This is a genomic window from Rathayibacter sp. AY1D2, from assembly GCF_002932695.1.
Lineage (GTDB): Bacteria > Actinomycetota > Actinomycetes > Actinomycetales > Microbacteriaceae > Rathayibacter.
This window is the reverse complement of the sequence record NZ_PSVX01000039.1, coordinates 19,929-41,010: the sequence shown is the minus strand read 5'-3', so window position 1 is coordinate 41,010 and position 21,082 is coordinate 19,929. Positions and strand designations below refer to the sequence as shown.

Sequence of the window (21,082 nt, the reverse complement as noted above, 5' to 3'; positions counted from 1 at the left end):
CGGTCCGCCTACTCCGAGGCCTGCGCCGCGCAGGGCCGGAGCATCTCGGTCACCCTCCGCGACCGCGACGTCGTCCCCGCCCTCCGAGCCGACCGGCCGACCCGCACGCCAGCGCATCGCCTCGGACGGACGCACCCGGCTCCCTGGAACCCGCCATCCCGCAAGCCGACCGCGGTGACGCCTGGCGGTGACCGGCGTGCCCCGGCACCGCTGAACGGCCGATCCGCGTCCCAGCGGATCGCCCCAGGCGGACGCACCCCGCTCCACGAATCGCACTACCCCGACAAGCCGACCGCGGTGACGCCTCGCGGTGACCGTCGTGCACCGGCACCGCCGAACGGCCGATCCGCGTGCCAGCGGATCGCCCTAGGCGGACGCACCCCGCTCCACGAAACGCACCACGTCGCCAAGCCGACCGCGCCACGCCGGGCAGGGACCGGCGTGCCACCGGCACCGCCGAACGGCCGATCCGCGTGCCAGCGGATCGCCCTAGGCGGACGCACCCCGCTCCACGAACCGCACCACCCCGAGAAGCCGACCGCGCCACGCCGGGCGAGGACCGGCGTGGGATCGAGCACAGCCGAACGGCCGATCCGCGTCCCAGCGGATCGCCCTAGGCGGACGCACCCCGCTCCCTGGAACTACCTCGACAAGCCGACCGCGGTGACGCCGGGCAGGGACCGGCGGCACAGCTGAGCCGGGCGCCGCCCGGCTCAGCGCATCAGCACAGCCTCTCGAACCAGGCGAGGGCGCTCTGGTCGGTGAGGTTGGCGACCTGGTCGACGACGACGCGGCGGCGGGCGTCGTCGTCGGGGGCGGCGTGCCAGTCCTCGGCGAAGCCGGGCTCGAGGGTTCCCGGGCCGCGGTCGAGGAGGGTGTCGGCGAGGCGGGTGAGGACTTCGCGCTGCTGGGCGTAGATGGGCTGGCGGGTGTTCCGCGACATCACGAACGTCGCGACGATCCCCTTGAGCACGGCGATCTCGGCCTGCTGCTCGCGGGGGACGACGACGTGGCCGCCGAAGCGGACGAGGTCGGGGTGCTGGTACGCCTCGCGGGTGGCCTCGGTGGCGGCGGCGGCGAAGCGGCCGATGAGCTGGCTGGTGAGGTTCTTGAGCCGGGCCTGGTCGCGGCGGGAGCCGTCCCAGGAGGAGACCCACACGTCGAGCGAGTCGAGACGGTCGAAGGCGGCGACGAGCTCGTCGTGTCCGACCTCCCCGCCGACCCAGGAGTGCATCGACTGCACGAGGTCCTCGTGGTCGGCGCGGGAGCCGAGTGCTTCGACGTCGATGTAGCCGGAGACCACCGCGTCCTCGAAGTCGTGCACGGAGTACGCGATGTCGTCCGAGAGGTCCATCACCTCGGCCTCGATGCAGCGCACCCCCTCGGGGGCGCCCTCGCGCATCCAGGCGAACGCGGGAGCGTCGTCGGCGTAGAACCCGAACTTGGCGCGCCCCGACGGGTCCGCGACCGAGCGCGTGTCGGGCCAGGGGTACTTGCAGCTCGCGTCGATGCTGGCGCGGGTGAGGTTCAGCCCGTAGGGGCGGGCGTCGTCGCCGAACACCTTCGGCTCGAGCCGCGTGAGCAGCCGGAAGGTCTGCGCGTTGCCCTCGAAGCCGCCGATCCCCTCGGCCCAGGTGTTGAGCGCGCGCTCGCCGTTGTGCCCGAACGGCGGATGCCCGATGTCGTGCGCGAGGCAGGCCGTGTCGACGACGTCGGGGTCGAGGTCGAGGCTCGTGGCGAGCTCCCGGCCGATCTGCGCCACCTCGAGCGAGTGGGTCAGGCGGTTGCGCGCGAAGTCGACGCCCGCCGTGGGGCTGAGCACCTGGGTCTTCGCGGCCAGGCGGCGGAGCGCGCTGGAGTGGAAGAGCCGGGCGCGGTCGCGGGCGAAGTCGGAGCGGCGAGTCGAGTGGTCCTCCGGCAGGAATCGCTCGGTGTCGACGAGCGAGTACCCCCAGAGCGCGCGGTCATCCACCGCTGTTGTGGATCTCGGCGGCCGAGACCGCGTCGCGCTGCCCGGCGTCGAGCTCGCGGGACTCGAGCCAGCGGTCCGGGAGGGAGGGGACCTTGGGCGAGCCGGCGCGGCCCCGCTGCCCCTCGGCCGCCTCGCCCGGGTAGGGCTGCGTCCAGTCGAGCGTCGCCAGGAGCTCGTCGAGCTGCGCGAGCGACTCGACGGTGGCCAGGCGAGCGCGGAGGTCGCCGCCGACGGCGTAGCCCTTGAAGTACCAGGCGACGTGCTTGCGGATGTCGCGGCAGCCGCGCTCCTCGCTCTCGAAGAAGTCGACGAGCAGCTCCGCGTGGCGGCGGAACGCCTCGGCGACCTGTCCGAGCGAAGGGCGGAACCGCTCGTCGGAGCCGGCGAACGCGGCGGCGAGGTCGCCGAAGAGCCAGGGGCGCCCGAGGCAGCCGCGACCGACGACGACTCCGTCGCAGCCCGTCTCGGCCATCATCCGCAGCGCGTCCTCGGCCGACCAGATGTCGCCGTTGCCCAGCACGGGCACGCTCGTGACCGTCTCCTTGAGCATGGCGATCGCCGACCAGTCGGCGTGCCCGCTGTAGAACTCGGAGGCGGTGCGCGCGTGCAGCGCGATCGACGCGACCCCGGCGCCCTCGGCAGCACGGGCGGCCTCGAGGTAGGTGAGGTGGTCCGGGTCGATGCCCTTGCGCATCTTGACGGTGAGCGGGACGTCGCCGGCGGCCTTCACGGCGCCCTCGACGATCTGCCGGAACAGCGGGAGCTTCCACGGCAGGGCCGCTCCCCCGCCCTTCCGGGTGACCTTGGGCACGGGGCAGCCGAAGTTGAGGTCGATGTGGTCGGCCCGGTCCTCGGCGACGAGCATGGTGACCGCCTCGGCGACCGTGACCGGGTCCACTCCGTAGAGCTGGATCGAGCGCACCGACTCGCTGGGGTGGTGGCGGATGAGGCGCATCGACTCCGGCGTGCGCTCGACGAGCGCGCGGGAGGTGATCATCTCGCTCACGTAGAGGCCGTTGCCGAACTCGCGGCAGAGGCGGCGGAACGCCGTGTTGGTGATGCCCGCCATGGGGGCGAGCACCACCGGCGCGTCGAGTTCGAGGGGGCCGATCCGGAGCGCCGGCGCGGTGCGCGCGGGCGGGGCGGCCGTGAGAGTGGAGGACATCGGTATCGATTCTCCCAGATCCTGTGTTGGGGAAGGCGGAGTGACGAGCAGAGAGGTGGAGAGATGAACGGGAGCACACCTGTGGAGGACGGTTCGCAGCGGCTGGAGGCGGACGCGTCCGCCCGCGGCCTGGCGGTCGAGATCGTGGAGAGGCCCGCTGCCGGCAGCCTGCACGAGGCGGCCGCGCTGCTCGGCATCGAGCCCGGCGACATCGTGAAGTCGCTCGTGGTGAAGCGCCACGACGGCGGCTACCTGTTCGCCCTCGTCCCCGGCGGGCGGCAGATCGCGTGGCCGAAGCTGCGCGCGGTGGTCGGAGTGAACAAGCTCCGCCTCCCGGACGAGACGGCCGCCCTCGAGGCGACCGGCTACCGGCGCGGCACCATCACCCCGATCGGGTCCACGACGGCCTGGCCGGTCTACGCCGACGAGCGGATCCTCGGCCGCCGCGTGGCGATGGGAGCCGGCGCCGACGGGCGCAGCGCCTTCGTCGACGCGGACGCCCTCGTGGCCGCCTACGGCGCGACCGTGGCCGACATCACCGTGGAGGAGCCTCCGCGCTGATCGGCGGCACCTCGGCCTGCGCTTCCGCGGCCGGCGGCACGGCGCAGACGCCGTCCTCGCACAGCGGCACGCCGGAGTCGCCCAGCATCTCGAACGGCCCGCTCACGCGACGGCCGCCCGCTGCTCCAGCACATGCTCGAGGACCTCGGTGAACGCCGCCGGCTCCTGGGCGCCGGAGACGCCGAAGCGCCCGTCCAGGACGAAGAACGGCACCCCCGAGATCCCGTACTCGCGGGCCTGGGCGATGTCGGACTGCACCCGCCCGAGGTAGCGCCGGTCCTCGAGAGCGCGGCGCGTCTCCGCCGGGTCGAGCCCGACCTCGCCGGCGAGCGAGGCGAGCACCTCCGGATCGGCCAGGTCGCGGCCCTCGACGAAGTACGCGCTCAGGAGACGCTCGACGAGCTCGAGCTGCAGTCCGTTCTCCTTGGCGTGGTGGAGCGCCTGGTGGGCGGTGACCGTCTTGACGTGGCGCACCGACTCGAAGTGGTAGTCGAGGCCGACGCTCGCCGCGATCGCCGTGACGGAGTCGAGCATCTGCTGCGCCTGCACCTCCGGGATGCCCTTGTGCTCGGCGAGGAACGCCGCCTCTCCCCCGCGGTAGTCCTCCGGCGTGTCCGGCGAGAGCTCGAAGCTGCGGTACTCCACGACGACCTCCGGAGCCTCGGGGTGCGCGGCGCGGAAGGCCTCGAGCCCGCACTCGAACCGGCGCTTCCCGATGTAGCACCAGGGGCAGGCGATGTCGGACCAGACGTCGACGGACAGGGGGCTCGGCTCAGCACTCACCCCCAGGACAACGGAGGGGGCGCCCCGCTATTCCCGCAGCACGCGGACGAGCTCGTCCACGTCGGACTCGTCGTTCCAGAGGTGGAAGGCGATGCGGAGCCGGCCGCCGCGGCCCGAGACGCGCAGACCCGCGGCCTGCAGCAGCTCCAGGTCCGCTCCCCCCTCGTCCGGCCAGGACACCAGCGCCCGGTGCTGAGGCTCCCGGTCCAGCCGCTCGCACAGCAGGTCGCCGAGGCCGGAGGCGTGCGCCCAGACCGCGTCGAGGTCGAGCGAGCGGAACAGAGCGAGCGACGCCTCGGCGCCGGCGAACGCCTGCCAGGCCGGCGAGACGTCGAAGCGGCGGGCGTTCTCGGCCAGGTGCATGGCCGGTCCGTAGCAGGACGACCACACGTCCTCCCCCGAGTACCAGCCCGCCTGCACGGGGACGAGCTCGGCCGCGTAGTCGGGCGAGACGGTGAGGAACGCCACTCCGCGCGGCGAGCACAGCCACTTGTAGGCGTGGGTGAGGGTCGCGTCGAAGCGGGAGGCGTCGACCGGCAGGACGCCGGCCGCCTGCGTGAGGTCGCACGCGGTCCGCACTCCGTGGCGCGCGGCCGCCTCGAGGACGGCGTCGAGGTCGGCGAGCGCTCCGCTGCTCGACTGCACGGCGGAGAAGACGACGAGGTCGTCCCCGTCCTCGACGGAGTCGGCCAGCGCCTCGAGCGCGACGGAGCGCACGGTCACTCCGCGGTGCGCCTGGGCGAGGAAGGGGAACACGATGGAGGAGAAGTCGCCGTCCACGCAGAGCGCGCGGGCCCCGTCGGGCAGCGAGGCGGCGAGCACGGCGGCCATGGCGGAGGTCTGCGAGCCGATGGCGACCCGGTCGACCGGAACGCCGGCGATCGCGGCGAACGAGGCACGCGCGCGCTCGGCGACAGCGCCGTAGGCGGCGGCCGTGCTCTCCCCGGACGACCAGCCGTCGAGGTCCGCCCGCAGCGCCTCGACGGTCTCCTGCGGCGGCAGGCCGAGGGTGCAGGCGTTGTGGTAGCCGCGGGCACCGGCGAAGCGCGCGCGCAGGCCGGCGGAGTTCGGCAGTGCGGTGCTCACCTCTCGAGGATGACGCTCCAGAGCCGGATCGCCAAGACCGGGGAGCGACCGGGCGCGTCGGCGGCGGGCCCGGTCAGCGGGCGGCGAGAGCGTGCGCCTGCTCGAGCACGGCGACGACCTCGCGGGCCTCGCGGACGTCGACCGGCGAGGGAGCGCCGTCCTGGAGCGACCGCGCGACCTGCTCGAGGAACGCGGCGTATCGTCCCCGCTCACTCGGCACGGGGTGAGTGCCGGAGTCGTCGACGAGGATGCCCCATCCCTCCGGCGCGACCTCGCCGAAGCCGTCGTCGTCGGGCCTGGCGCCGCCGGCGCGGAGCGCGGTCTCCTGCGGATCGAGACCGTCGACGCTGAAGGCGGCGCGGGTGCCGAGCACGCGGAAGCGGGGGCCGGTCGCCCGGGCGACGCGGCTCATGGTGAGGTGGGAGCGGACGCCGCTGTGATGCAGGAGCGAGACGAACGCGTCGTCCTCGCTCGCCGAGCCCTCGTGGACGGTCCGCGTCTCGGCCGCCGTGACGACCGCCGGGCCGAACAGCAGCAGCGCCTGGTCGACCAGGTGGCTGCCGAGATCGAAGAGAATCCCGCCGCCCTCGGCCGAAACCGTCTCGCTCTGCCACCGGCCCGTCTTCGGCGCGCTCCAGCGCTCGAAGGTCGACTCGAAGCGGAGGACCTCGCCGAGGACCCCTTCGCCCAGGAGGCGGCGGAGGGTGAGCAGATCGGCGTCCCAGCGCCGGTTCTGGAAGACGAAGACGGGCGCACCGCTCCGCTCGGAGGCGGCGATGATCGCGTCCGCGTCGGCGGTGCTCGGTGCGAAGGGCTTGTCGATCACGACGGCGACACCGGCCTCGAGCACCCGGACGGCCTGCTCCCGGTGCACCGACGGCGGCGAGGCGAGCACGACCAGCTCCGGCCGCTCGGCGAGCACCGCGTCGAGGTCGGGCACGATCCGGGCCTCCGGATGCGCGGCGGAGGCCGCGGCCCTCCGACCGGCGTCGCGGGTGGAGACGGCGACGACCTCGGAAGCGGGATCCGCCGCGAGGAACGGACCGTGGAAGACGCTGCCCGCGAGCCCGAAGCCGACGATCCCGGCCCGGATCACGAGGAGGCCCCCGGCACGTCGACCGCGCCGCCGAAGCGGCGGGAGCGGCCGGAGTAGTGCTCGATCGCGTCCCAGAGGTCGGTCCGCGTGAAGTCCGGCCAGAGCCGGTCGAGGAACACCATCTCGGCGTAGGCGCTCTGCCAGAGCAGGAAGTTGCTGGTGCGCTGCTCGCCGGAGGAGCGCACGAAGAGGTCGACGTCCGGTATCTCGGGCACGTAGAGCGCCTTGGCGATGGTCTTCTCGGAGATGCCGGAGGGCTTGAGCCGCCCCGCCTGGACCTCGGCGGCGAGCCGCTGCACCGCGTCGGCGATCTCGGTGCGCCCGCCGTAGTTGACGCACATGGTGAGGGTGAGCACGTCGTTGCCCGCGGTCATCCGCTCGGCGAACTGCAGCTCGTTGATCACCGACGCCCACAGGCGCGGCTTCCGCCCGGCCCAGCGGATGCGCACGCCCCACTCGTTGAGCTGATCGCGGCGGCGGTGCAGCACGTCGCGGTTGAAGCCCATCAGGAAGCGCACCTCCTCGGGCGAGCGCTTCCAGTTCTCGGTCGAGAACGCGTAGACGCTGAGGTGCTTCACGCCGATCTGGATCGCTCCGGCCACGACGTCCAGCAGCGCCGTCTCGCCGCGCTTGTGCCCCTCGATCCTCGTCAGGCCGCGGGAGTTCGCCCAGCGGCCGTTCCCGTCCATCACGATGGCGACGTGCCCCGGAACGGCCTTCCGCGGGATCGCGGGCGGGTGGATCCCGGTCCAGTCGAGAGGGCGGTACGGCTCGACGTCCTTGTGGGTGAAGGGCTTCATCGGGTGACGTGCTCCAGGGATCTCAGACCGCGTTCGAGGTGGAACTGCGTGTAGGCGGCGACCACTCCGCTCGCCCGCGACCGCGTGGTCGGCTCGGTGGTCTCGGCGTGGGCCCAGTCTCCCGTGAGCAGCGCACCCAGCAGGACCACGACCTCCGGAGCGACCCGCGGTGCTCCGGGCGGCGTGCAGTCGGCGCAGACGACGCCTCCGAGCTGCACCACGACCGCGCCGTGGGGCCCGGGGGCGCCGCAGCGCGCGCAGTCCTCGAAGCTGGGCGCCCAGCCCGCGATCGAGAGCGCCCGCAGGAGGTAGGAGTCGAGCGTCAGCACCGGCTCGTGCTCGTGCTTCGAGAGCGATCGCAGGGCCCCGACGAGCAGCAGGTACTGCTGCAGGGAGGCGTCCGCGTCGGTGAGGCGGTCCGCCGTCTCGACCATCGCGCTCGCGGCCGTGTAGCTGTCGTAGTCGGCGGCGATCAGCGCACCGTAGGCGCCGAGCGACTCGGCCTGCGTGACGATGTCGAGGCTCCGGCCCTCGTAGAGCTGGAGGTCGGCGACCATGAACGGCTCGAGCCGCGAGCCGAACTTGGAGCCGGTCTTGCGCACGCCCTTCGCCACCGCGCGGATCTTGCCGTGGCTGCGCGAGAGCAGCGTCACGATGCGATCGGCCTCGCCCAGCTTGTGCGTGCGGAGCACCACGGCTTCGTCGCGATAGGTGGGCATCCACCGATTATCCCCCCGACCCCCGACACCCGGCTGGCAGCCCGGCCGGAGCAGGGCCCGCGCCGTGGAACGATGTCCGGGTGGCAGCCTCCCTCTTCGAGATCCCGGCCTGGGCCGACCTGCTCGCGATCGCCATCGGCTGCCTCCAGGGCGCGATGTTCGCGGGCGAGTTCCGCGACCGCCGGATCGACCTGCTCGGCGTCACGATCATCGGCACGGCCACCGGCCTCGGCGGCGGCGTGCTCCGCGATCTGCTGCTCCAGACGCCCCTGGTGGCCCTGCACACCGACGCGTACCTGATCGTCGCGGTGACCGCCTCCCTGCTCGGGATGCTGCTCCAGCACCTGCTGAACCGGGTCGACGGGACGATCACCGCCCTCGACGCGCTGACCCTCGGGCTCTTCGGCGCGATCGGCACCACGAAGGCCCTGTCGCTCGGCGTGCCGGAGGTGCCGGCCGTGTTCGTCGGCACCGTCTCGGCCGTCGGCGGATCCGTCGTCCGAGACATCCTGCTGAACCGGCCGATCGCGCTGATGCACGTCGGCTCGCTCTACGCGGTCGCCGCCTCGGTGGGCACCGGCGTCCTGGTCCTCACGCTGCGCTTCGGAGTGACGATCGACTTCGCCGCGCCGCTCGCGGTGGGCGTGACCACGGTCATCCGCCTGCTCGCGGTCCGCTACGGCTGGAGCCTGCCCGAGCAGCGCGCGCTCAGCGGGGTGCCGCGCCTGCGCTGGCGCCGCCGGACCTAGCGGCGGCCGACCCGGACGCAGGGAGCGGAGTCCCGCGCGGTCCGCGCACGGGAACGCCGGGGGAGCCGCGACGCATCACGGCTCCCCCGGCGGGGATCGGGCCCGATCAGGCGGAGGCGCCGGCCAGCTCGCGGACCGGGACCTCCTCGCGCAGGGCGCGGTTGACGGCCGAGACGATGGCCTTAAGGGAGGCGGTCGAGATGTCGGCGTCCACGCCCACGCCCCACAGGGTGCGGCCGTTCACCGTGCACTCGACGTACGAGGCGGCCAGCGCGTCGCCGCCGGCGCTGAGCGCGTGCTCGACGTAGTCGAGGACCCGGACCTCGACGCCCTGCTGCTCCAGCACGGCCTCGAAGGCGTTGATCGGGCCGTTGCCCCGCGAGCTGGCCGAGACGCGCTCGTCGCCCACCCGGAGGACCGCGTCCAGCGCGATGCTGCCGCCCAGATCGCTCGACGTGTTCGTGCGCAGCAGCTCGAAGCGGCCCCACTTCTCGTCGGCGCGCTCGGCGGGCGCGGGCAGGTACTCGTCCTGGAACACCGTCCAGATCTGCTCGCTCGTGACCTCGCCGCCCTCGGCGTCGGTCTTGGCCTGCACGACGCCCGAGAACTCGATCTGCAGCCGGCGCGGCAGGTCGAGCGCGTGGTCCGTCTTCAGCAGGTACGCGACTCCGCCCTTGCCGGACTGCGAGTTGACGCGGATGACCGCCTCGTAGGAGCGGCCCAGGTCCTTCGGGTCCACCGGCAGGTAGGGCACGGCCCAGGTGAGCTCGTCGACGCTGCGGCCGGTCCGCTCGGCCTCGGCCTGCATCGCCTCGAAGCCCTTCTTGATGGCGTCCTGGTGCGAGCCGCTGAAGGCGGTGAAGACCAGGTCGCCCGCCCAGGGGCTGCGCTCGGGCACGGGCAGCTGGTTGCAGTACTCGGCGGTGCGCTTGATGCCGTCCATGTCGCTGAAGTCGATCTGCGGGTCGATCCCCTGGGTGAACAGGTTCACGCCCAACGCGACCAGATCGACGTTGCCGGTGCGCTCGCCGTTGCCGAAGAGGCAGCCCTCGATCCGGTCGGCACCGGCCAGGTAGCCCAGCTCGGCCGCCGCCACGGCCGTGCCGCGGTCGTTGTGGGGGTGCAGCGACAGCACGATGTTCTCGCGCTGCGCGAGGTTGCGGCTCATCCACTCGATCGAGTCTGCGTAGACGTTCGGGGTGGCCATCTCGACGGTGGCGGGCAGGTTCAGGATGACCTTGCGCTCGGGAGTCGGCTCGAAGACCTCGACGACCCGGTCGCAGATCTCGCGGGCGAAGTCGAGCTCGGTGCCGGTGTAGCTCTCGGGCGAGTACTCGTAGTAGACGGCCGTGCCGGGGACGGTCGACTCCATCTCGCGGCACTTGCGGGCGCCGGCCAGCGCGATGTCGATGATGCCCTGACGGTCCTTGCGGAACACGACCTCGCGCTGCAGCACGCTCGTGGAGTTGTAGAGGTGCACGATCGCCTGGCGCGCACCGCGGATCGACTCGTAGGTGCGCTCGATCAGGTGGTCGCGGGCCTGGGTCAGCACCTGGATGGTGACGTCCTCGGGGATCGCGCCCTCCTCGATGAGGCTGCGCACGAAGTCGAAGTCGGTCTGGCTCGCGCTCGGGAACCCGACCTCGATCTCCTTGTAGCCCATCCGGACCAGCAGATCGAACATGATGCGCTTGCGCTCGGGGCTCATCGGGTCGATGAGCGCCTGGTTGCCGTCGCGGAGGTCCACGGCGCACCAGCGGGGCGCGGTCGTGATGCGCTTCGACGGCCAGGTGCGGTCGGGCAGGTCCACGGCGATCAGCTCGTGGAAGGGACGGTACTTGCCGATCGGCATGGGCGACGGCTTCTGGTTGTTCAGCATGAGGTGCTCTCCCGGCGCAGTGGTGCGCACGTGTCTGTTCTCGCTCGTGACCGATCCCGCTCGCGTGCGGCTCCGCTGGTGGGCGGTGCCGGTCGGGCGGTCTCGCGGGGATCCGGATGCGGATCGACCTCGCGGGCGAGGGATGGTTCAGCCGACGACGGACTCCGCGACGAGGATGGCCTGAGGATCAGATCTCGTCGCGGCGGAGAAGGAGGAGCTGTCCGAAGCGCACCCGGTCAGGGTAGCACCGCCCCCGCGGCGCGTCACCCCGGCGTCCCGCGCTAGGAGACCAGGCCGTTCTCGTAGGCGTAGACCACCAGCTGCACGCGGTCGCGCAGGCCGAGCTTGCCGAGGGTGCGGCTGATGTGCGTCTTCACCGTCGCCTCGCTCAGGAACTCGGCGCGCGCGATCTCGGTGTTGCTCATCCCCCGCGCGGCCAGGTGGAAGATCTCGCGCTCGCGGTCGGTGAGGGTCGCGAAGGCGGGCGGGGTCTCGCGTCCGCTGCCCGCCGCTCCGAAGTGCTCGAAGAGCTCGCGGGTCGCGGAGGCGGCGACCACGGCGGTCCCCGCGTGCACGGTGCGGACGGAGGCGAGGAGGAAGCCGGGCTCCGTGTCCTTCAGGAGGAAGCCGCTCGCACCCGCCCGGATGGCGCGCGCGGCGGCCTCGTCGAGGTCGAAGGTGGTCAGCACGAGGATGCGCGGAGGCTCGACCCGCCGCTCCTGCGCGTCCGCGAGGATCCGCCGGGTCGACTCGATCCCGTCGACGCCCGGCATCCGGATGTCCATCAGCACGACGTCGGGGGCCAGCCGCGCGACCAGCTCCGCGCCCTCCGCCCCGTCCGAGGCCTCGCCGACCACCTCGAGGTCGGGCTGCGAGCCGAGCAGCATGCGGATGCCGGCGCGGAAGAGGGCCTGGTCGTCGACGAGGACGAGGCGGATGGTGTCGGTCATGCGGGGCTGCCTCCGGAGGCGAGGGGTGGGGCGGTGCGGGCGAGGGACGGGGAGGAGGGCAGGCGCGCGTCGACGACGAAGTCGTCCCCGACCGGGCCGGCGGCGAGCACTCCCCCGACGAGCGCGGCGCGCTCGCGCATGCCGACCAGGCCGTGGCCCTCGCCCGGCAGGGAGTCGCGCTCGACGTCGGCGCACCGGGCGTTGCGCACGGTCAGGGCGAGCTCGCCGCCGTCCTGGCGCAGGGCGATCTCGAGCGGCGAGCCCGGGCGGCCGTGGCGGAGAGCGTTCGTGGTCGCCTCCTGGGCGATGCGGTACAGGGCCAGACCGACGGCGCGCGGCACCGCCTCCAGGTCGACGGCGAGCTCGGCGCGGACGGGGGCTCCGGCTCCGCCCACGCTGTCGAGGAGGGCCGGCAGGTCGCGGGCGCCGGGCTGCGGGCCGTCGCTCTGCGAGTGCCGCAGCTGGGCGAGGAGCACGCGCACGTCGCCGAGGGCGTCCCGGGCGACGGAGGAGATGGTCAGCAGCGCGGCGTCGGTCTGCTCGGGGCTGGTGGCGCCGAGGTAGCGCGCGCCGTCGGCCTGCGCGATCACGACGGCGAGGGAGTGGGCGACGACGTCGTGCATGTCGCGGGCGATCCGGTTGCGCTCCTCCACGGTGTCGAGCTCGCGCTGCGCCCGGGCGCGCTCCTGTTCGGCCTGCGCGCGCAGGGTCTGGCCCTCCCGCGCCCGGCGGACCGAGCGCGAGAGCAGTCCGATGGTCCAGGAGAGGCCGAGCGTCGCGAGGATCCCGCCGAAGGTGGCTCCGGCCGACAGGAGGCCGTCGTAGGCGCTCGCGACGAGGTCGAAGACGAGGACGAGGTAGACGACGGCGATCACGGCGCCGAGGACGGCCGACACCGCGCCCGCGATCCGCACCCGCCGCGACTCCGACGCGCCGGCGCCGAAGAGGACGGCCAGGATGGCCAGATCCGCGGGTCCGGGAGCGAGGCTCGCGCTCATCTGCAGGGCGGCACCGGCCCAGGCGATCGAGAGGGCGAGGACCGGGGACCGCCGGTGCAGCACCAGCGCGACCGCGAGCACGCCCGCGACCAGCAGCTGCATCGCGCCCTCCACCCCGGCGAACGGGAGGCCGGCGACGAGGAGGAGCACCAGCGCCTGACCACCGGCGACCCCCACCGCGAAGGGGTCCTGCGGCCCGGCGACCCGGGTCAGCAGCGCGTCGATCCGATCGCCCGCGAGGACCGGCGCCCGCAGCGCGTTGAGGTACACGAGGACCTTCGCCGCACCGAGCACGGAGGCGACCGCGAGGGCGACCAGGGCGAGGACCACGAACTCCACGCGCGCCGGGAGCCCGGACGGATCGAGCGGGCCGGAGAGGCCGAGCGCAACGGTGACGCCGCCGATCCCGGCGAGGATCAGGCCGCCCGCGAGCGCCAGGGCACGGGTCCAGGGGCCCACCCGGCGGGTCGTCTGCCAGAGGACGACCAGGCCGACGAGCACCCCGTCGACGGGGACGCCGCCGAGCAGGACGCCTCCGTCGGCGAGCGCGCCGACCGCGACGAGCGAGGGGGCGAGCGCGGGCAGGAATCCCGCGACGGCGAGGGCCAGCGCGAGCACGAGGCCGCCGGCGATCCGCTCGGTCGGAGTGACCCCGGTGAGCCCGAGCAGCAGATGGAGGGCGGCGAGCAGCGCCCCGGCGATCGGCAGGGCCGCCGGTCGGTCGAGGAGGGCGCGCATGAGGACCACGCTACGGGTCCGCGCGCCCGGGGGCGTCGTCCTGGAGGGTGACCGCGGTCGTCCTCCGACGTCAGAAGCCCAGGCGCCCCAGCAGCTTCGGGTCGCGCTGCCACTCCTTGGCGACCTTCACCCGGATGGAGAGGAACACGCGGCGGCCCAGCAGGCGCTCGATCTGCTCGCGGGAGACGGCTCCCACCTCGCGCAGGCGCTGGCCGCCCTTGCCGATGATGATGCCCTTCTGGCTGTCGCGCTCCACGAAGACGTTGGCGTAGATGTCGATCAGCGAGCCGTCCTCGCGCTCGACCATGTCGTCGAGCGTCACGGCGAGGGAGTGCGGCAGCTCGTCCGAGACGCCCTCGAGGGCGGCCTCGCGGATGAACTCGGCGATCCGCGAGGACAGGTCCTCGTCGGTCACCGCCTCCTCCGGGTAGAGGGCGGGCGAGACGGGCATCAGGCGCAGGAGCTCGACGGCCAGGACGTCCAGCTGCTCCTCGGTCACGGCCGAGATCGGCACGATCGTGTCCCACTCGCGCAGCTCCGAGACGGCGAGCAGCTGCTTCGCCACGGACTTCTTCGAGGAGAGGTCGACCTTCGAGACGATCGCGACCTTCCGGGCGCGCGGGAAGGAGTCGAGCTGCTCGTTGATGAAGCGGTCTCCGGGGCCGATCGGCTCGTCCGCCGGGAACAGCATCCCGATGACGTCGACGTCGCCGAGGGTCGAGGTGACGAGCGAGTTCAGCCGCTCGCCGAGAAGCGTGCGCGGCCGGTGGATGCCCGGGGTGTCGACGACGATCAGCTGGCCGTCGGTGCGGTGCACCACGCCGCGGATCGCGCGCCGCGTGGTCTGGGGCTTCGAGCTCGTGATGGCGATCTTCTCGCCGACGAGGGCGTTCGTGAGCGTCGACTTGCCCACGTTCGGGCGGCCGACGAAGGACACGAAGCCCGCCCGGTAGGGAGCGGCGGCGGGAGTGGTGTCGGTCATCGTGCGTCCTCGTGCTGATCGCCCGTGGCTCCGCGGGTGGGAGCCGTGCTCGGGCTGGGGGTGGTGGTGCCGCCGTCCGCGATGATCGCGACGGGGCCGGTGCCGGGCTCGCCGGCGGTGTCCAGATCGGGATCGCGGCGGACGATCACCGTGGAGATGGTCCCACGGCGCGGGTCCGCCTGCTCGGCCTCGAGCAGCACTCCGCCGATCCGCGCCGTCGCGCCGCGCTCGGGGAGGCGCCCGTAGGCCTTGGTCAGCAGTCCGCCGACCGAGTCGACGTCGTCGTCCTCGAGGTCGAGCTCGAACAGCTCGCCGAGCTCGTCCACCGGCAGGCGCGCCGAGACGCGGTAGACCCCGGGCGCCGTCTCCTCGAAGAGGTCGACCTCGCGGTCGTACTCGTCGGAGATGTCGCCGACGAGCTCCTCGATCAGGTCCTCGAGCGTCACCAGGCCCGCGATGCCGCCGTACTCGTCGACCACCATCGCGAGGTGGTTGGACTCGAGCTGCATCTGGCGGAGCAGCTCGTCGGCCTTCTTCGACTCGGGCACGAACAGCGCGGGGCGCGCGAGATCGGCGACCGTGTCGTCGTCGTCCGGCCGCTCGTAGGTGTGCCGGGCCACGTCGCGCAGGTAGAGCACGCCGAGGACGTCGTCGACGCCGTCGCCGATGACGGGGAGCCGGGAGATGCCGCGGCTCAGCAGGAGCCCCATGCCGGCGCCGACGGAGGAGGTCGCCTCGATCGTCACCATGTCGGTGCGGGGCACCATCACCTCGCGCACGAAGGTGTCGTTGAACTCGAAGATCGAGTGGATCAGCTCGCGGTCGTCCTGCTCGAGCACGTCCTGCTCCGTCGCCTCGTCGACCATGCTGAGCAGCTGCTCCTCGGAGGAGAACCCCGCCGAGCGCCCGGTCCCCGGCGTCACCCGGTTGCCGAGAGCCACGAGCCCGTGCGCGACCGGGCCCAGCGCGAGCCGGAGCACGTGCACGAGCGAGGCGCTGGTGGACAGGACCGCACGCGCGTTCGCGCGCCCGACGCTGCGGGGGCTGGAGCCGACCAGGACGAACGAGACCGCCGCCATGATCAGGACCGCCAGCAGGAGCGCGAGCCAGAGCTGCGGGACCTCGACGACCAGCACCGTGGTGACGAACACCGCGGCCGTCGTCTCGGCCGCGATCCGCGAGAAGTTGACGACGTTGACGTGGGCGCTCATGTCGCCCGCGATCGCGCGGAGAGCGCGGGCGCTGCGGGAGTGCTGGGCCATGTCGAGCAGGTCGCTGCGCGAGAGGACGCCGAGTGCGGCGTCGGTCGCGGCGAACCAGCCGCCGACGGCGACGAGCGCGAGGGCGGCGATGAGGAGCTGGAGAGTGGGCACGGCGCGCTCTAGCGGCGTCGCTCGCTGATGTGGAAGCCGACCAGGATGTCGCGCTGGATGCCGAACATCTCGCGCTCCTCCTCCTGCTCGGCGTGATCGAAGCCGAGCAGGTGAAGGAGCCCGTGGGCTGTCAGCAGCTGCAGCTCGTCGAGCACGGAGTGGCCGGCCGACTCGGCCTGGGACTGCGCGACCTGCGGGCAGAGCACGATGTCACCGAGGAGCCCCGCGGGGGTCTGCTCGTCCTCGGTCCCGGGACGCAGCTCGTCCATCGGGAAGCTGAGCACGTCAGTCGGTCCCGGCTCGTCCATCCACTGCACGTGCAGCTGCTCCATCGCGCCCTCGTCGACCAGCACGATCGCGAGCTCGGCGTCGGGGTGCACGTGGAGCGAGTCGAGCGCGTAGCCGGCGAGGCGCAGCAGGGCGGCCTCGTCGACGGGGACGCTCGACTCGTTGTTGATCTCGATGCTCACGGGGGCGGGTCTTCCTTCGGTTCGGGAGGGGCGGGCGGGCTCAGCCGCGCGGAGGCTGGCGGTCGCCGGGCGGGCGGGCGGCCTGGCCGCGGCGCTCGGCGCGGTTCGCGAACTCCCGGGCCTGCTCGCGCTCGAAGTGCTGCGCCTGCTTCTGCTGGTCGTACTCGGTGTACGCGTCCACGATGCGGCCGACCAGGCTGTGGCGCACCACGTCCTCGCTGGTCAGGCGCGAGAAGTGGATGTCGTCGATGCCGTCGAGCACGCGCGTCACGAGGCGGAGTCCGCTCGCGCCGGTCGGCAGGTCGACCTGGGTGATGTCGCCGGTGACGACCATCTTGGAGCCGAAGCCGAGGCGGGTGAGGAACATCTTCATCTGCTCGGGCGTCGTGTTCTGCGCCTCGTCGAGCACGACGAACGAGTTGTTGAGCGTGCGCCCGCGCATGTACGCGAGCGGCGCGACCTCGATCGTGCCGGCCGCGAGCAGCTTCGGGACGATCTCGGGGTCCATCATCTCGTTCAGCGCGTCGTAGAGCGGGCGCAGGTACGGGTCGATCTTGTCGGTGAGCGAGCCGGGCAGGTAGCCCAGCCGCTCCCCCGCCTCGACCGCCGGGCGGGTCAGGATGATCCGCTCGACCTCCTTGCGCTGCAGCGACTGCACGGCCTTCGCCATCGCCAGGTAGGTCTTGCCGGTTCCGGCCGGGCCGATGCCGAAGACGATGGTGTTCTGATCGACCGCGTCGACGTACTCGCGCTGCCCGAGCGTCTTGGGCCTCACGCTCCGTCCGCGTGCCGTGAGGATGGCCTGGCCGAACGCCTCGGCCGGGCTCACCGGCCCGCCGTTCTGCAGGATGCGGGCGGACTCGCGCACGCCCTCCGGGTCGAGATCGTGCCCGCTCGCGGTCATGCGCACCAGTTCTTCCACCAGGCGCGTCGCCGCGGCGACGGGCTCGCGCTCGCCGTCGAGCGTCACCTCGTTGCCGCGCACGTGCACCCGGACATCGGGGAATCGTCCTTCGACCGCTCGGATGAGGCGGTCCTGGGGTCCGAGGAGGCGCACCATCGCGACTCCGTCGACGGCGACGACGCGCCGCGTCGTCTCGGACGCGTCCGCGCCGGGGGCGGGACGCTCGTCGGGGCTCGCGCCCGTGTTCTCAACCGGTGGCAAGGGAGCCTTCCGTCTGGTGGCCGCCCAGGACGTGGGCGTGCACGTGGAACACGGTCTGGCCCGCCTCTTCGCCGGAGTTGAAGACGAGGCGGAACTGACCGTTGCTGTGGGCGTCGGCGAGCGACTGGGCGACCTGCACCATCTCGGCGAGCAGGGCGGGATCGGCGGCGGCGAGGGCGGCGACCGTGGCGTGCTCCTGGGTCTTCGGGAAGACGAGGAGGTGGACGGGCGCCTTCGGCTCGATGTCGGTGATCGCGAGGATGCGCTCGTTCTCGAACACCACATCGGCCGGGATCTCGCCCTGGACGATGCGCGTGAAGACGGTGGGTTCGCTCATGCACTCATCTTAAACGGGGCCCGTGCGCGACGGGCGCCGCGTTCGCCCACGGCACCCTGCTCCGGAGCCCCGAGTCGGCTGTGGAGGAGCGTCACCAGCGGCCCAGGCGGGCCGAGAGGACGGCGATGGCAGCGGGACCTGCGGTCGAGGTGCGCAGGACGGAGTCGCCGAGCGCGACGGCCTCGGCGCCCGCCTCCGCGAGCAGCCGCAGCTCCTCCGGAGCGATGCCGCCCTCGGGCCCGACGACGAGCACCAGGTCGCGTCCGTCCGGGACCACCTGGGAGAGCCGCGCCTGCGCCGAGGGCTCGAGGACCAGCACGCGGGACGTCGCGGCGCGCGCGACGAGACCGCGCACCTGCTCGAGCGGCGCGACCTCGGGCACCCGGGGGCGCAGCGACTGCTTGCTCGCCTCGCGCACGATGGTGCGCCAGCGCTCGCGCCCCTTCTCCTCCTTCGGGCCGGACCACCGCGAGATCGACCGCGCGGCCTGCCACGGGACGACCTCGTCCACCCCGAGCTCGGTCGCCGCCTGCACGGCGAGCTCGTCGCGGTCGCCCTTCGCGAGGGCCTGCACGAGGACAAGACGCGGGGACGGAACCGGGGACTCCTGCACAGACTCCACGACGAGCACCACTCGCACCGGCTCCGCGCTCTCGACGACCGCGGTCGCGACGAGTCCGCGCCCGTCACCGACCCGGACGCTCTCGCCCGCGCGGATCCGGCTGACGGTCGCGGCGTGCCGTGCCTCCGCGCCGGTGAGCGCGAGCCGGCCCCCGACGACGAAGCCCTCGGAGTTCAGCGACTCGTCGATGTAGTGGTGCGCCACGGGGCTCAGCCCAGGAAGCGGTCGCGGAGCTTGGAGAACAGGCCCTGCTGGAAGTGGGTCAGCGCGGGCTTCTGCGGCTTGTAGTGCTTCGCCAGCTCCTGGACCAGCTCCCGCTCGCGGTGGCCCAGCTTCGTCGGGGTGACGACCTGGATGCCGATGCGGAGGTCGCCGCGTCCGCTGCCGCGCAGGCGCGTGACTCCGCGTCCCTTGATCGTGACGATCTCGGTGCTCTGCGTGCCCGGCTTGATCTCGATCTCGATGTCCCCGTCGAGCGCCTTGAGCGACGCCGTGGAGCCGAGGATCGCGTCCGTCATCTGCACCTCGAGGGTGCAGAGAAGGTCGTCGCCGTTGCGGCTGAAGACGTCGTGGTGCTTGACCTTGATCTCGAGGTACAGGTCGCCGTTGGGGCCGCCGGCCGGGCCGACCTCGCCGCTGCCGGGCATCTGCAGGCGCAGGCCCGTGTCGACTCCCGCGGGGACGTCGACGGGGATGGTGCGGCGGGCGCGGACGCGTCCCTGGCCCTGGCAGGTGGAGCAGGGGGTCGCGATGACGGTGCCGTAGCCGCGGCAGGTGCCGCAGGGGCTCGCCGTCATCACGTTGCCCAGGAGCGAGCGGACCGTGCGCTGGATCTGGCCGGAGCCGTGGCAGATGTCGCAGGTCACCGGCGAGGTGCCGGGCTGGCAGCACGAGCCCTGGCACGTCTCGCAGAGCACCGCCGTGTCGACCTCGAGGTCGCGGTGGGTGCCGAAGATGACCTCGTCGAGCGAGACCTCCACGCGCAGCAGGGCGTCCTGGCCGCGCTCACGGCGGGAGCGCGGCCCGCGGGACGAGCCCTGCGCGCCCTGCCCGAAGAAGGTCTCGAAGATGTCGCCGAACCCGCCGAAGCCCTGGGCACCGCCGCCGAAGCCCTCCTGGGGCCCGCGGTCGTACTGCGCCCGCTGCTGGGCGTCGCTCAGGACGTCGTAGGCGTGCGTGACGAGCTTGAAGCGCTCGGAGGCGTCCGCGCTCGGGTTGACGTCGGGGTGCAGCTCGCGGGCGAGTCGGCGGTACGCCTTCTTGATCTCGTCGGCGGAGGCGTCGCGGTCGACGCCCAGCACTTCGTAGTGATCGGCCACAGGTGGCTTCGTCCTTCGTTCGTGGGTCGGTGGGCCGGGCACGGCGCACCGGGGGGATCCGGCGGGGGCCGGGAGGTCGGGCCTACTCCTCGCCGAGGAGGCGGGAGAGGTAGCGGGCGACGGCGCGCACCGCGGTGATGTTGCCGGAGTAGTCCATCCGGATCGGGCCGAGCACGCCCAGGCGCGAGACCTGGCCGCCCGCGGTGTTGTAGCCGCTCGTGAGCACCGACGTCTCCTGCAGCCCGAACGGCGCGTTCTCGCGGCCGATGCGCACCGAGATGCCCCGGGGGTCCGGGGTCATCTCGGCGAAGAGTCGCAGCAGCTCCACCTGCTCCTCGATCGCCTCGAGCACGGGGTAGATGCTGCCCGAGAAGTCCTCCTCGGTGCGGACGAGGTTCGCGGCGCCGGCCATGACCAGGCGGTCCTGCCGGTTCGCGCCGACCTGCTCGAGCAGGGTCTGCACGATCGGCGTCAGCACGTGGCGCCGCTCGGGGCTGAAGCGCTCCGCGACGGAGCCGAGCGTCTCGGCCGCCTGCTGGAGCCCGAGGCCCAGCACGGCCGTGTTGAGCTTCGCGCGGATCTCACCGAGGAGCGCGTCGTCCACGTCCTCCGGGGTCTCGAGCACGCGCTGGTCGACCCGGCCGGTGTCGGTGATCAGCACCGACAGGAGGCGGCGGGGAGCGAGGGCGACGAGCTCCACGTGGCGCAGCCGCGCGGCTCCGAACGACGGGTACTGCACGAGCGCGACGCTGTTGGTGAGCTGCGAGAGCAGGCGGACGGTCTTGACCAGCACCTCGTCGAGGTCCGGGCTCTGCCCGAGGAACGTCTCGATCGCCTGGCGCTGCGCGGAGGTCAGCGGGCGGAGGTCGGCGAGCTGGTCGACGAAGAGGCGGTAGCCCTTGTCGGTCGGCACGCGGCCGGAGGACGTGTGCGGAGCCGCGATCAGCTCCTCCTCCTCCAGCTGGGCCATCTCGTTGCGGATGGTGGCGGCCGAGACGCCGAACGCGTGGCGCTCGACGATCGACTTCGAGCCCACCGGCTCCCGGTTCGCCACGTAGTCCTGCACGATCACGCGCAGGACCTGGAGACCGCGCTCCGTGACCATACGACCGACCTCCCGCCGGACTCCGAGTGCCCGCGGGCACGACCGTCTGCGGCGCTGACGCCGCGCGGAGCCTGGCACTCCGCAACTCTGAGTGCCAATCATAACCGGGAGGCGGACCGCCCGGCGGGGTTGCGCCGGGATCGGCCGGGGTGCACTCCTGCAGGGCCGCGGGGAGGAGCCCCGTCATCCCCGAGGAGGAGGTCCCGCGCGGCC

The 21,082-nt window shown here is 72.9% G+C and carries 20 protein-coding genes; 2 read left to right on the top strand and 18 right to left on the bottom strand.

Annotated features, from left to right (window positions below; all coding sequences use genetic code 11):
• Positions 1–721: 721 nt before the first annotated feature.
• Positions 722–1,972: a deoxyguanosinetriphosphate triphosphohydrolase gene (locus C5D04_RS11550; protein WP_104223438.1), complete on the bottom strand. Its 1,251-nt coding sequence runs from the start codon at positions 1,970–1,972 to the stop codon at positions 722–724.
• Complete coding sequence (dusB, locus tag C5D04_RS11545) at positions 1,965–3,137, bottom strand: tRNA dihydrouridine synthase DusB (RefSeq protein WP_104247508.1); 1,173 nt, start codon at positions 3,135–3,137, stop codon at positions 1,965–1,967. Before dusB ends, C5D04_RS11550 begins: the two co-directional genes overlap by 8 nt.
• A 63-nt stretch (positions 3,138–3,200) precedes the next feature.
• On the opposite strand from dusB, the gene C5D04_RS11540 reads away from it, so the two are divergent.
• Entirely contained in the window at positions 3,201–3,698 is a 498-nt protein-coding gene (locus C5D04_RS11540) for an aminoacyl-tRNA deacylase (protein ID WP_104223436.1), read from the top strand.
• 102 nt (positions 3,699–3,800) lie between these two features.
• Here C5D04_RS11540 and C5D04_RS11535 read toward each other — a convergent pair whose 3' ends face one another.
• The 5 genes from C5D04_RS11535 to recO all read right to left on the bottom strand — a co-directional run bounded on the left by C5D04_RS11535 (position 3,801) and on the right by recO (position 8,182).
• Positions 3,801–4,481: a DsbA family protein gene (locus tag C5D04_RS11535; protein WP_104347736.1), complete on the bottom strand. Its 681-nt coding sequence runs from the start codon at positions 4,479–4,481 to the stop codon at positions 3,801–3,803.
• 27 nt (positions 4,482–4,508) lie between these two features.
• Entirely contained in the window at positions 4,509–5,567 is a 1,059-nt protein-coding gene (locus tag C5D04_RS11530) for an aminotransferase class V-fold PLP-dependent enzyme (protein WP_104347735.1), read from the bottom strand.
• A gap of 73 nt (positions 5,568–5,640) precedes the next feature.
• Positions 5,641–6,663, bottom strand: coding sequence for a Gfo/Idh/MocA family oxidoreductase (locus C5D04_RS11525; protein WP_104347734.1), 1,023 nt, complete (start codon positions 6,661–6,663; stop codon positions 5,641–5,643).
• A complete protein-coding gene (locus C5D04_RS11520; RefSeq protein ID WP_104347733.1) occupies positions 6,660–7,463 on the bottom strand; it encodes an isoprenyl transferase in 804 nt (267 codons plus the stop codon). Before C5D04_RS11520 ends, C5D04_RS11525 begins: the two co-directional genes overlap by 4 nt.
• Positions 7,460–8,182, bottom strand: coding sequence for a DNA repair protein RecO (recO, locus tag C5D04_RS11515; protein ID WP_104223431.1), 723 nt, complete (start codon positions 8,180–8,182; stop codon positions 7,460–7,462). Before recO ends, C5D04_RS11520 begins: the two co-directional genes overlap by 4 nt.
• Before the next feature lie 80 nt (positions 8,183–8,262).
• Here recO and C5D04_RS11510 point away from each other — a divergent pair, with 80 nt between their 5' ends.
• Positions 8,263–8,931: a trimeric intracellular cation channel family protein gene (locus C5D04_RS11510; RefSeq protein WP_104273600.1), complete on the top strand. Its 669-nt coding sequence runs from the start codon at positions 8,263–8,265 to the stop codon at positions 8,929–8,931.
• A 106-nt stretch (positions 8,932–9,037) separates the two neighbouring features.
• Here C5D04_RS11510 and leuA read toward each other — a convergent pair whose 3' ends face one another.
• From leuA to hrcA, 11 genes are all read right to left on the bottom strand, one after another.
• On the bottom strand, positions 9,038–10,810 hold the full coding sequence (leuA, locus tag C5D04_RS11505; RefSeq protein WP_104238221.1) for a 2-isopropylmalate synthase: 1,773 nt from the start codon (positions 10,808–10,810) through the stop codon (positions 9,038–9,040).
• Positions 10,811–11,091: 281 nt separating this feature from the next.
• Entirely contained in the window at positions 11,092–11,760 is a 669-nt protein-coding gene (locus C5D04_RS11500) for a response regulator transcription factor (RefSeq protein ID WP_104234459.1), read from the bottom strand.
• Positions 11,757–13,496, bottom strand: coding sequence for a sensor histidine kinase (locus tag C5D04_RS11495; protein WP_146086370.1), 1,740 nt, complete (start codon positions 13,494–13,496; stop codon positions 11,757–11,759). The genes C5D04_RS11500 and C5D04_RS11495 overlap by 4 nt, the downstream gene beginning before the upstream one ends.
• A gap of 70 nt (positions 13,497–13,566) precedes the next feature.
• The gene (gene era, locus C5D04_RS11490; RefSeq protein ID WP_104223426.1) at positions 13,567–14,478 is read right to left on the bottom strand and encodes a GTPase Era; all 912 of its coding nucleotides are present in this window, start codon (positions 14,476–14,478) and stop codon (positions 13,567–13,569) included.
• Entirely contained in the window at positions 14,475–15,851 is a 1,377-nt protein-coding gene (locus C5D04_RS11485; RefSeq protein WP_104223425.1) for a hemolysin family protein, read from the bottom strand. Before C5D04_RS11485 ends, era begins: the two co-directional genes overlap by 4 nt.
• A gap of 8 nt (positions 15,852–15,859) precedes the next feature.
• A complete protein-coding gene (gene ybeY / locus C5D04_RS11480; protein ID WP_104347732.1) occupies positions 15,860–16,321 on the bottom strand; it encodes an rRNA maturation RNase YbeY in 462 nt (153 codons plus the stop codon).
• Positions 16,322–16,361: 40 nt separating this feature from the next.
• Positions 16,362–17,381: a PhoH family protein gene (locus C5D04_RS11475; protein ID WP_104225204.1), complete on the bottom strand. Its 1,020-nt coding sequence runs from the start codon at positions 17,379–17,381 to the stop codon at positions 16,362–16,364.
• Positions 17,382–17,472: 91 nt separating this feature from the next.
• A complete protein-coding gene (locus C5D04_RS11470; protein WP_104225201.1) occupies positions 17,473–17,823 on the bottom strand; it encodes an HIT domain-containing protein in 351 nt (116 codons plus the stop codon).
• 91 nt (positions 17,824–17,914) lie between these two features.
• Complete coding sequence (locus C5D04_RS11465) at positions 17,915–18,649, bottom strand: 16S rRNA (uracil(1498)-N(3))-methyltransferase (RefSeq protein WP_104347731.1); 735 nt, start codon at positions 18,647–18,649, stop codon at positions 17,915–17,917.
• Positions 18,650–18,654: 5 nt separating this feature from the next.
• Positions 18,655–19,764 carry a molecular chaperone DnaJ gene (dnaJ, locus tag C5D04_RS11460; RefSeq protein WP_104251191.1) on the bottom strand — a complete coding sequence of 370 codons (1,110 nt, stop codon included), beginning with the start codon at positions 19,762–19,764 and terminating at the stop codon, positions 18,655–18,657.
• A gap of 82 nt (positions 19,765–19,846) precedes the next feature.
• Complete coding sequence (hrcA, locus tag C5D04_RS11455; protein ID WP_104223131.1) at positions 19,847–20,869, bottom strand: heat-inducible transcriptional repressor HrcA; 1,023 nt, start codon at positions 20,867–20,869, stop codon at positions 19,847–19,849.
• Positions 20,870–21,082: the final 213 nt, after the last annotated feature.

Bases quoted from the DNA above. Each gene is read 5' to 3' on its own strand.
- dusB (WP_104247508.1), bottom strand. From the start codon at position 3,137: ATGTCCTCCACTCTCACGGCCGCCCCGCCCGCGCGCACCGCGCCGGCG.
- C5D04_RS11540 (WP_104223436.1), top strand. From the start codon at position 3,201: ATGAACGGGAGCACACCTGTGGAGGACGGTTCGCAGCGGCTGGAGGCG.
- C5D04_RS11520 (WP_104347733.1), bottom strand. From the start codon at position 7,463: ATGAAGCCCTTCACCCACAAGGACGTCGAGCCGTACCGCCCTCTCGAC.
- recO (WP_104223431.1), bottom strand. From the start codon at position 8,182: ATGCCCACCTATCGCGACGAAGCCGTGGTGCTCCGCACGCACAAGCTG.
- leuA (WP_104238221.1), bottom strand. From the start codon at position 10,810: ATGCTGAACAACCAGAAGCCGTCGCCCATGCCGATCGGCAAGTACCGT.
- C5D04_RS11500 (WP_104234459.1), bottom strand. From the start codon at position 11,760: ATGACCGACACCATCCGCCTCGTCCTCGTCGACGACCAGGCCCTCTTC.
- C5D04_RS11495 (WP_146086370.1), bottom strand. From the start codon at position 13,496: ATGCGCGCCCTCCTCGACCGACCGGCGGCCCTGCCGATCGCCGGGGCG.
- era (WP_104223426.1), bottom strand. From the start codon at position 14,478: ATGACCGACACCACTCCCGCCGCCGCTCCCTACCGGGCGGGCTTCGTG.
- C5D04_RS11475 (WP_104225204.1), bottom strand. From the start codon at position 17,381: ATGGTGCGCCTCCTCGGACCCCAGGACCGCCTCATCCGAGCGGTCGAA.
- C5D04_RS11470 (WP_104225201.1), bottom strand. From the start codon at position 17,823: ATGAGCGAACCCACCGTCTTCACGCGCATCGTCCAGGGCGAGATCCCG.
- hrcA (WP_104223131.1), bottom strand. From the start codon at position 20,869: ATGGTCACGGAGCGCGGTCTCCAGGTCCTGCGCGTGATCGTGCAGGAC.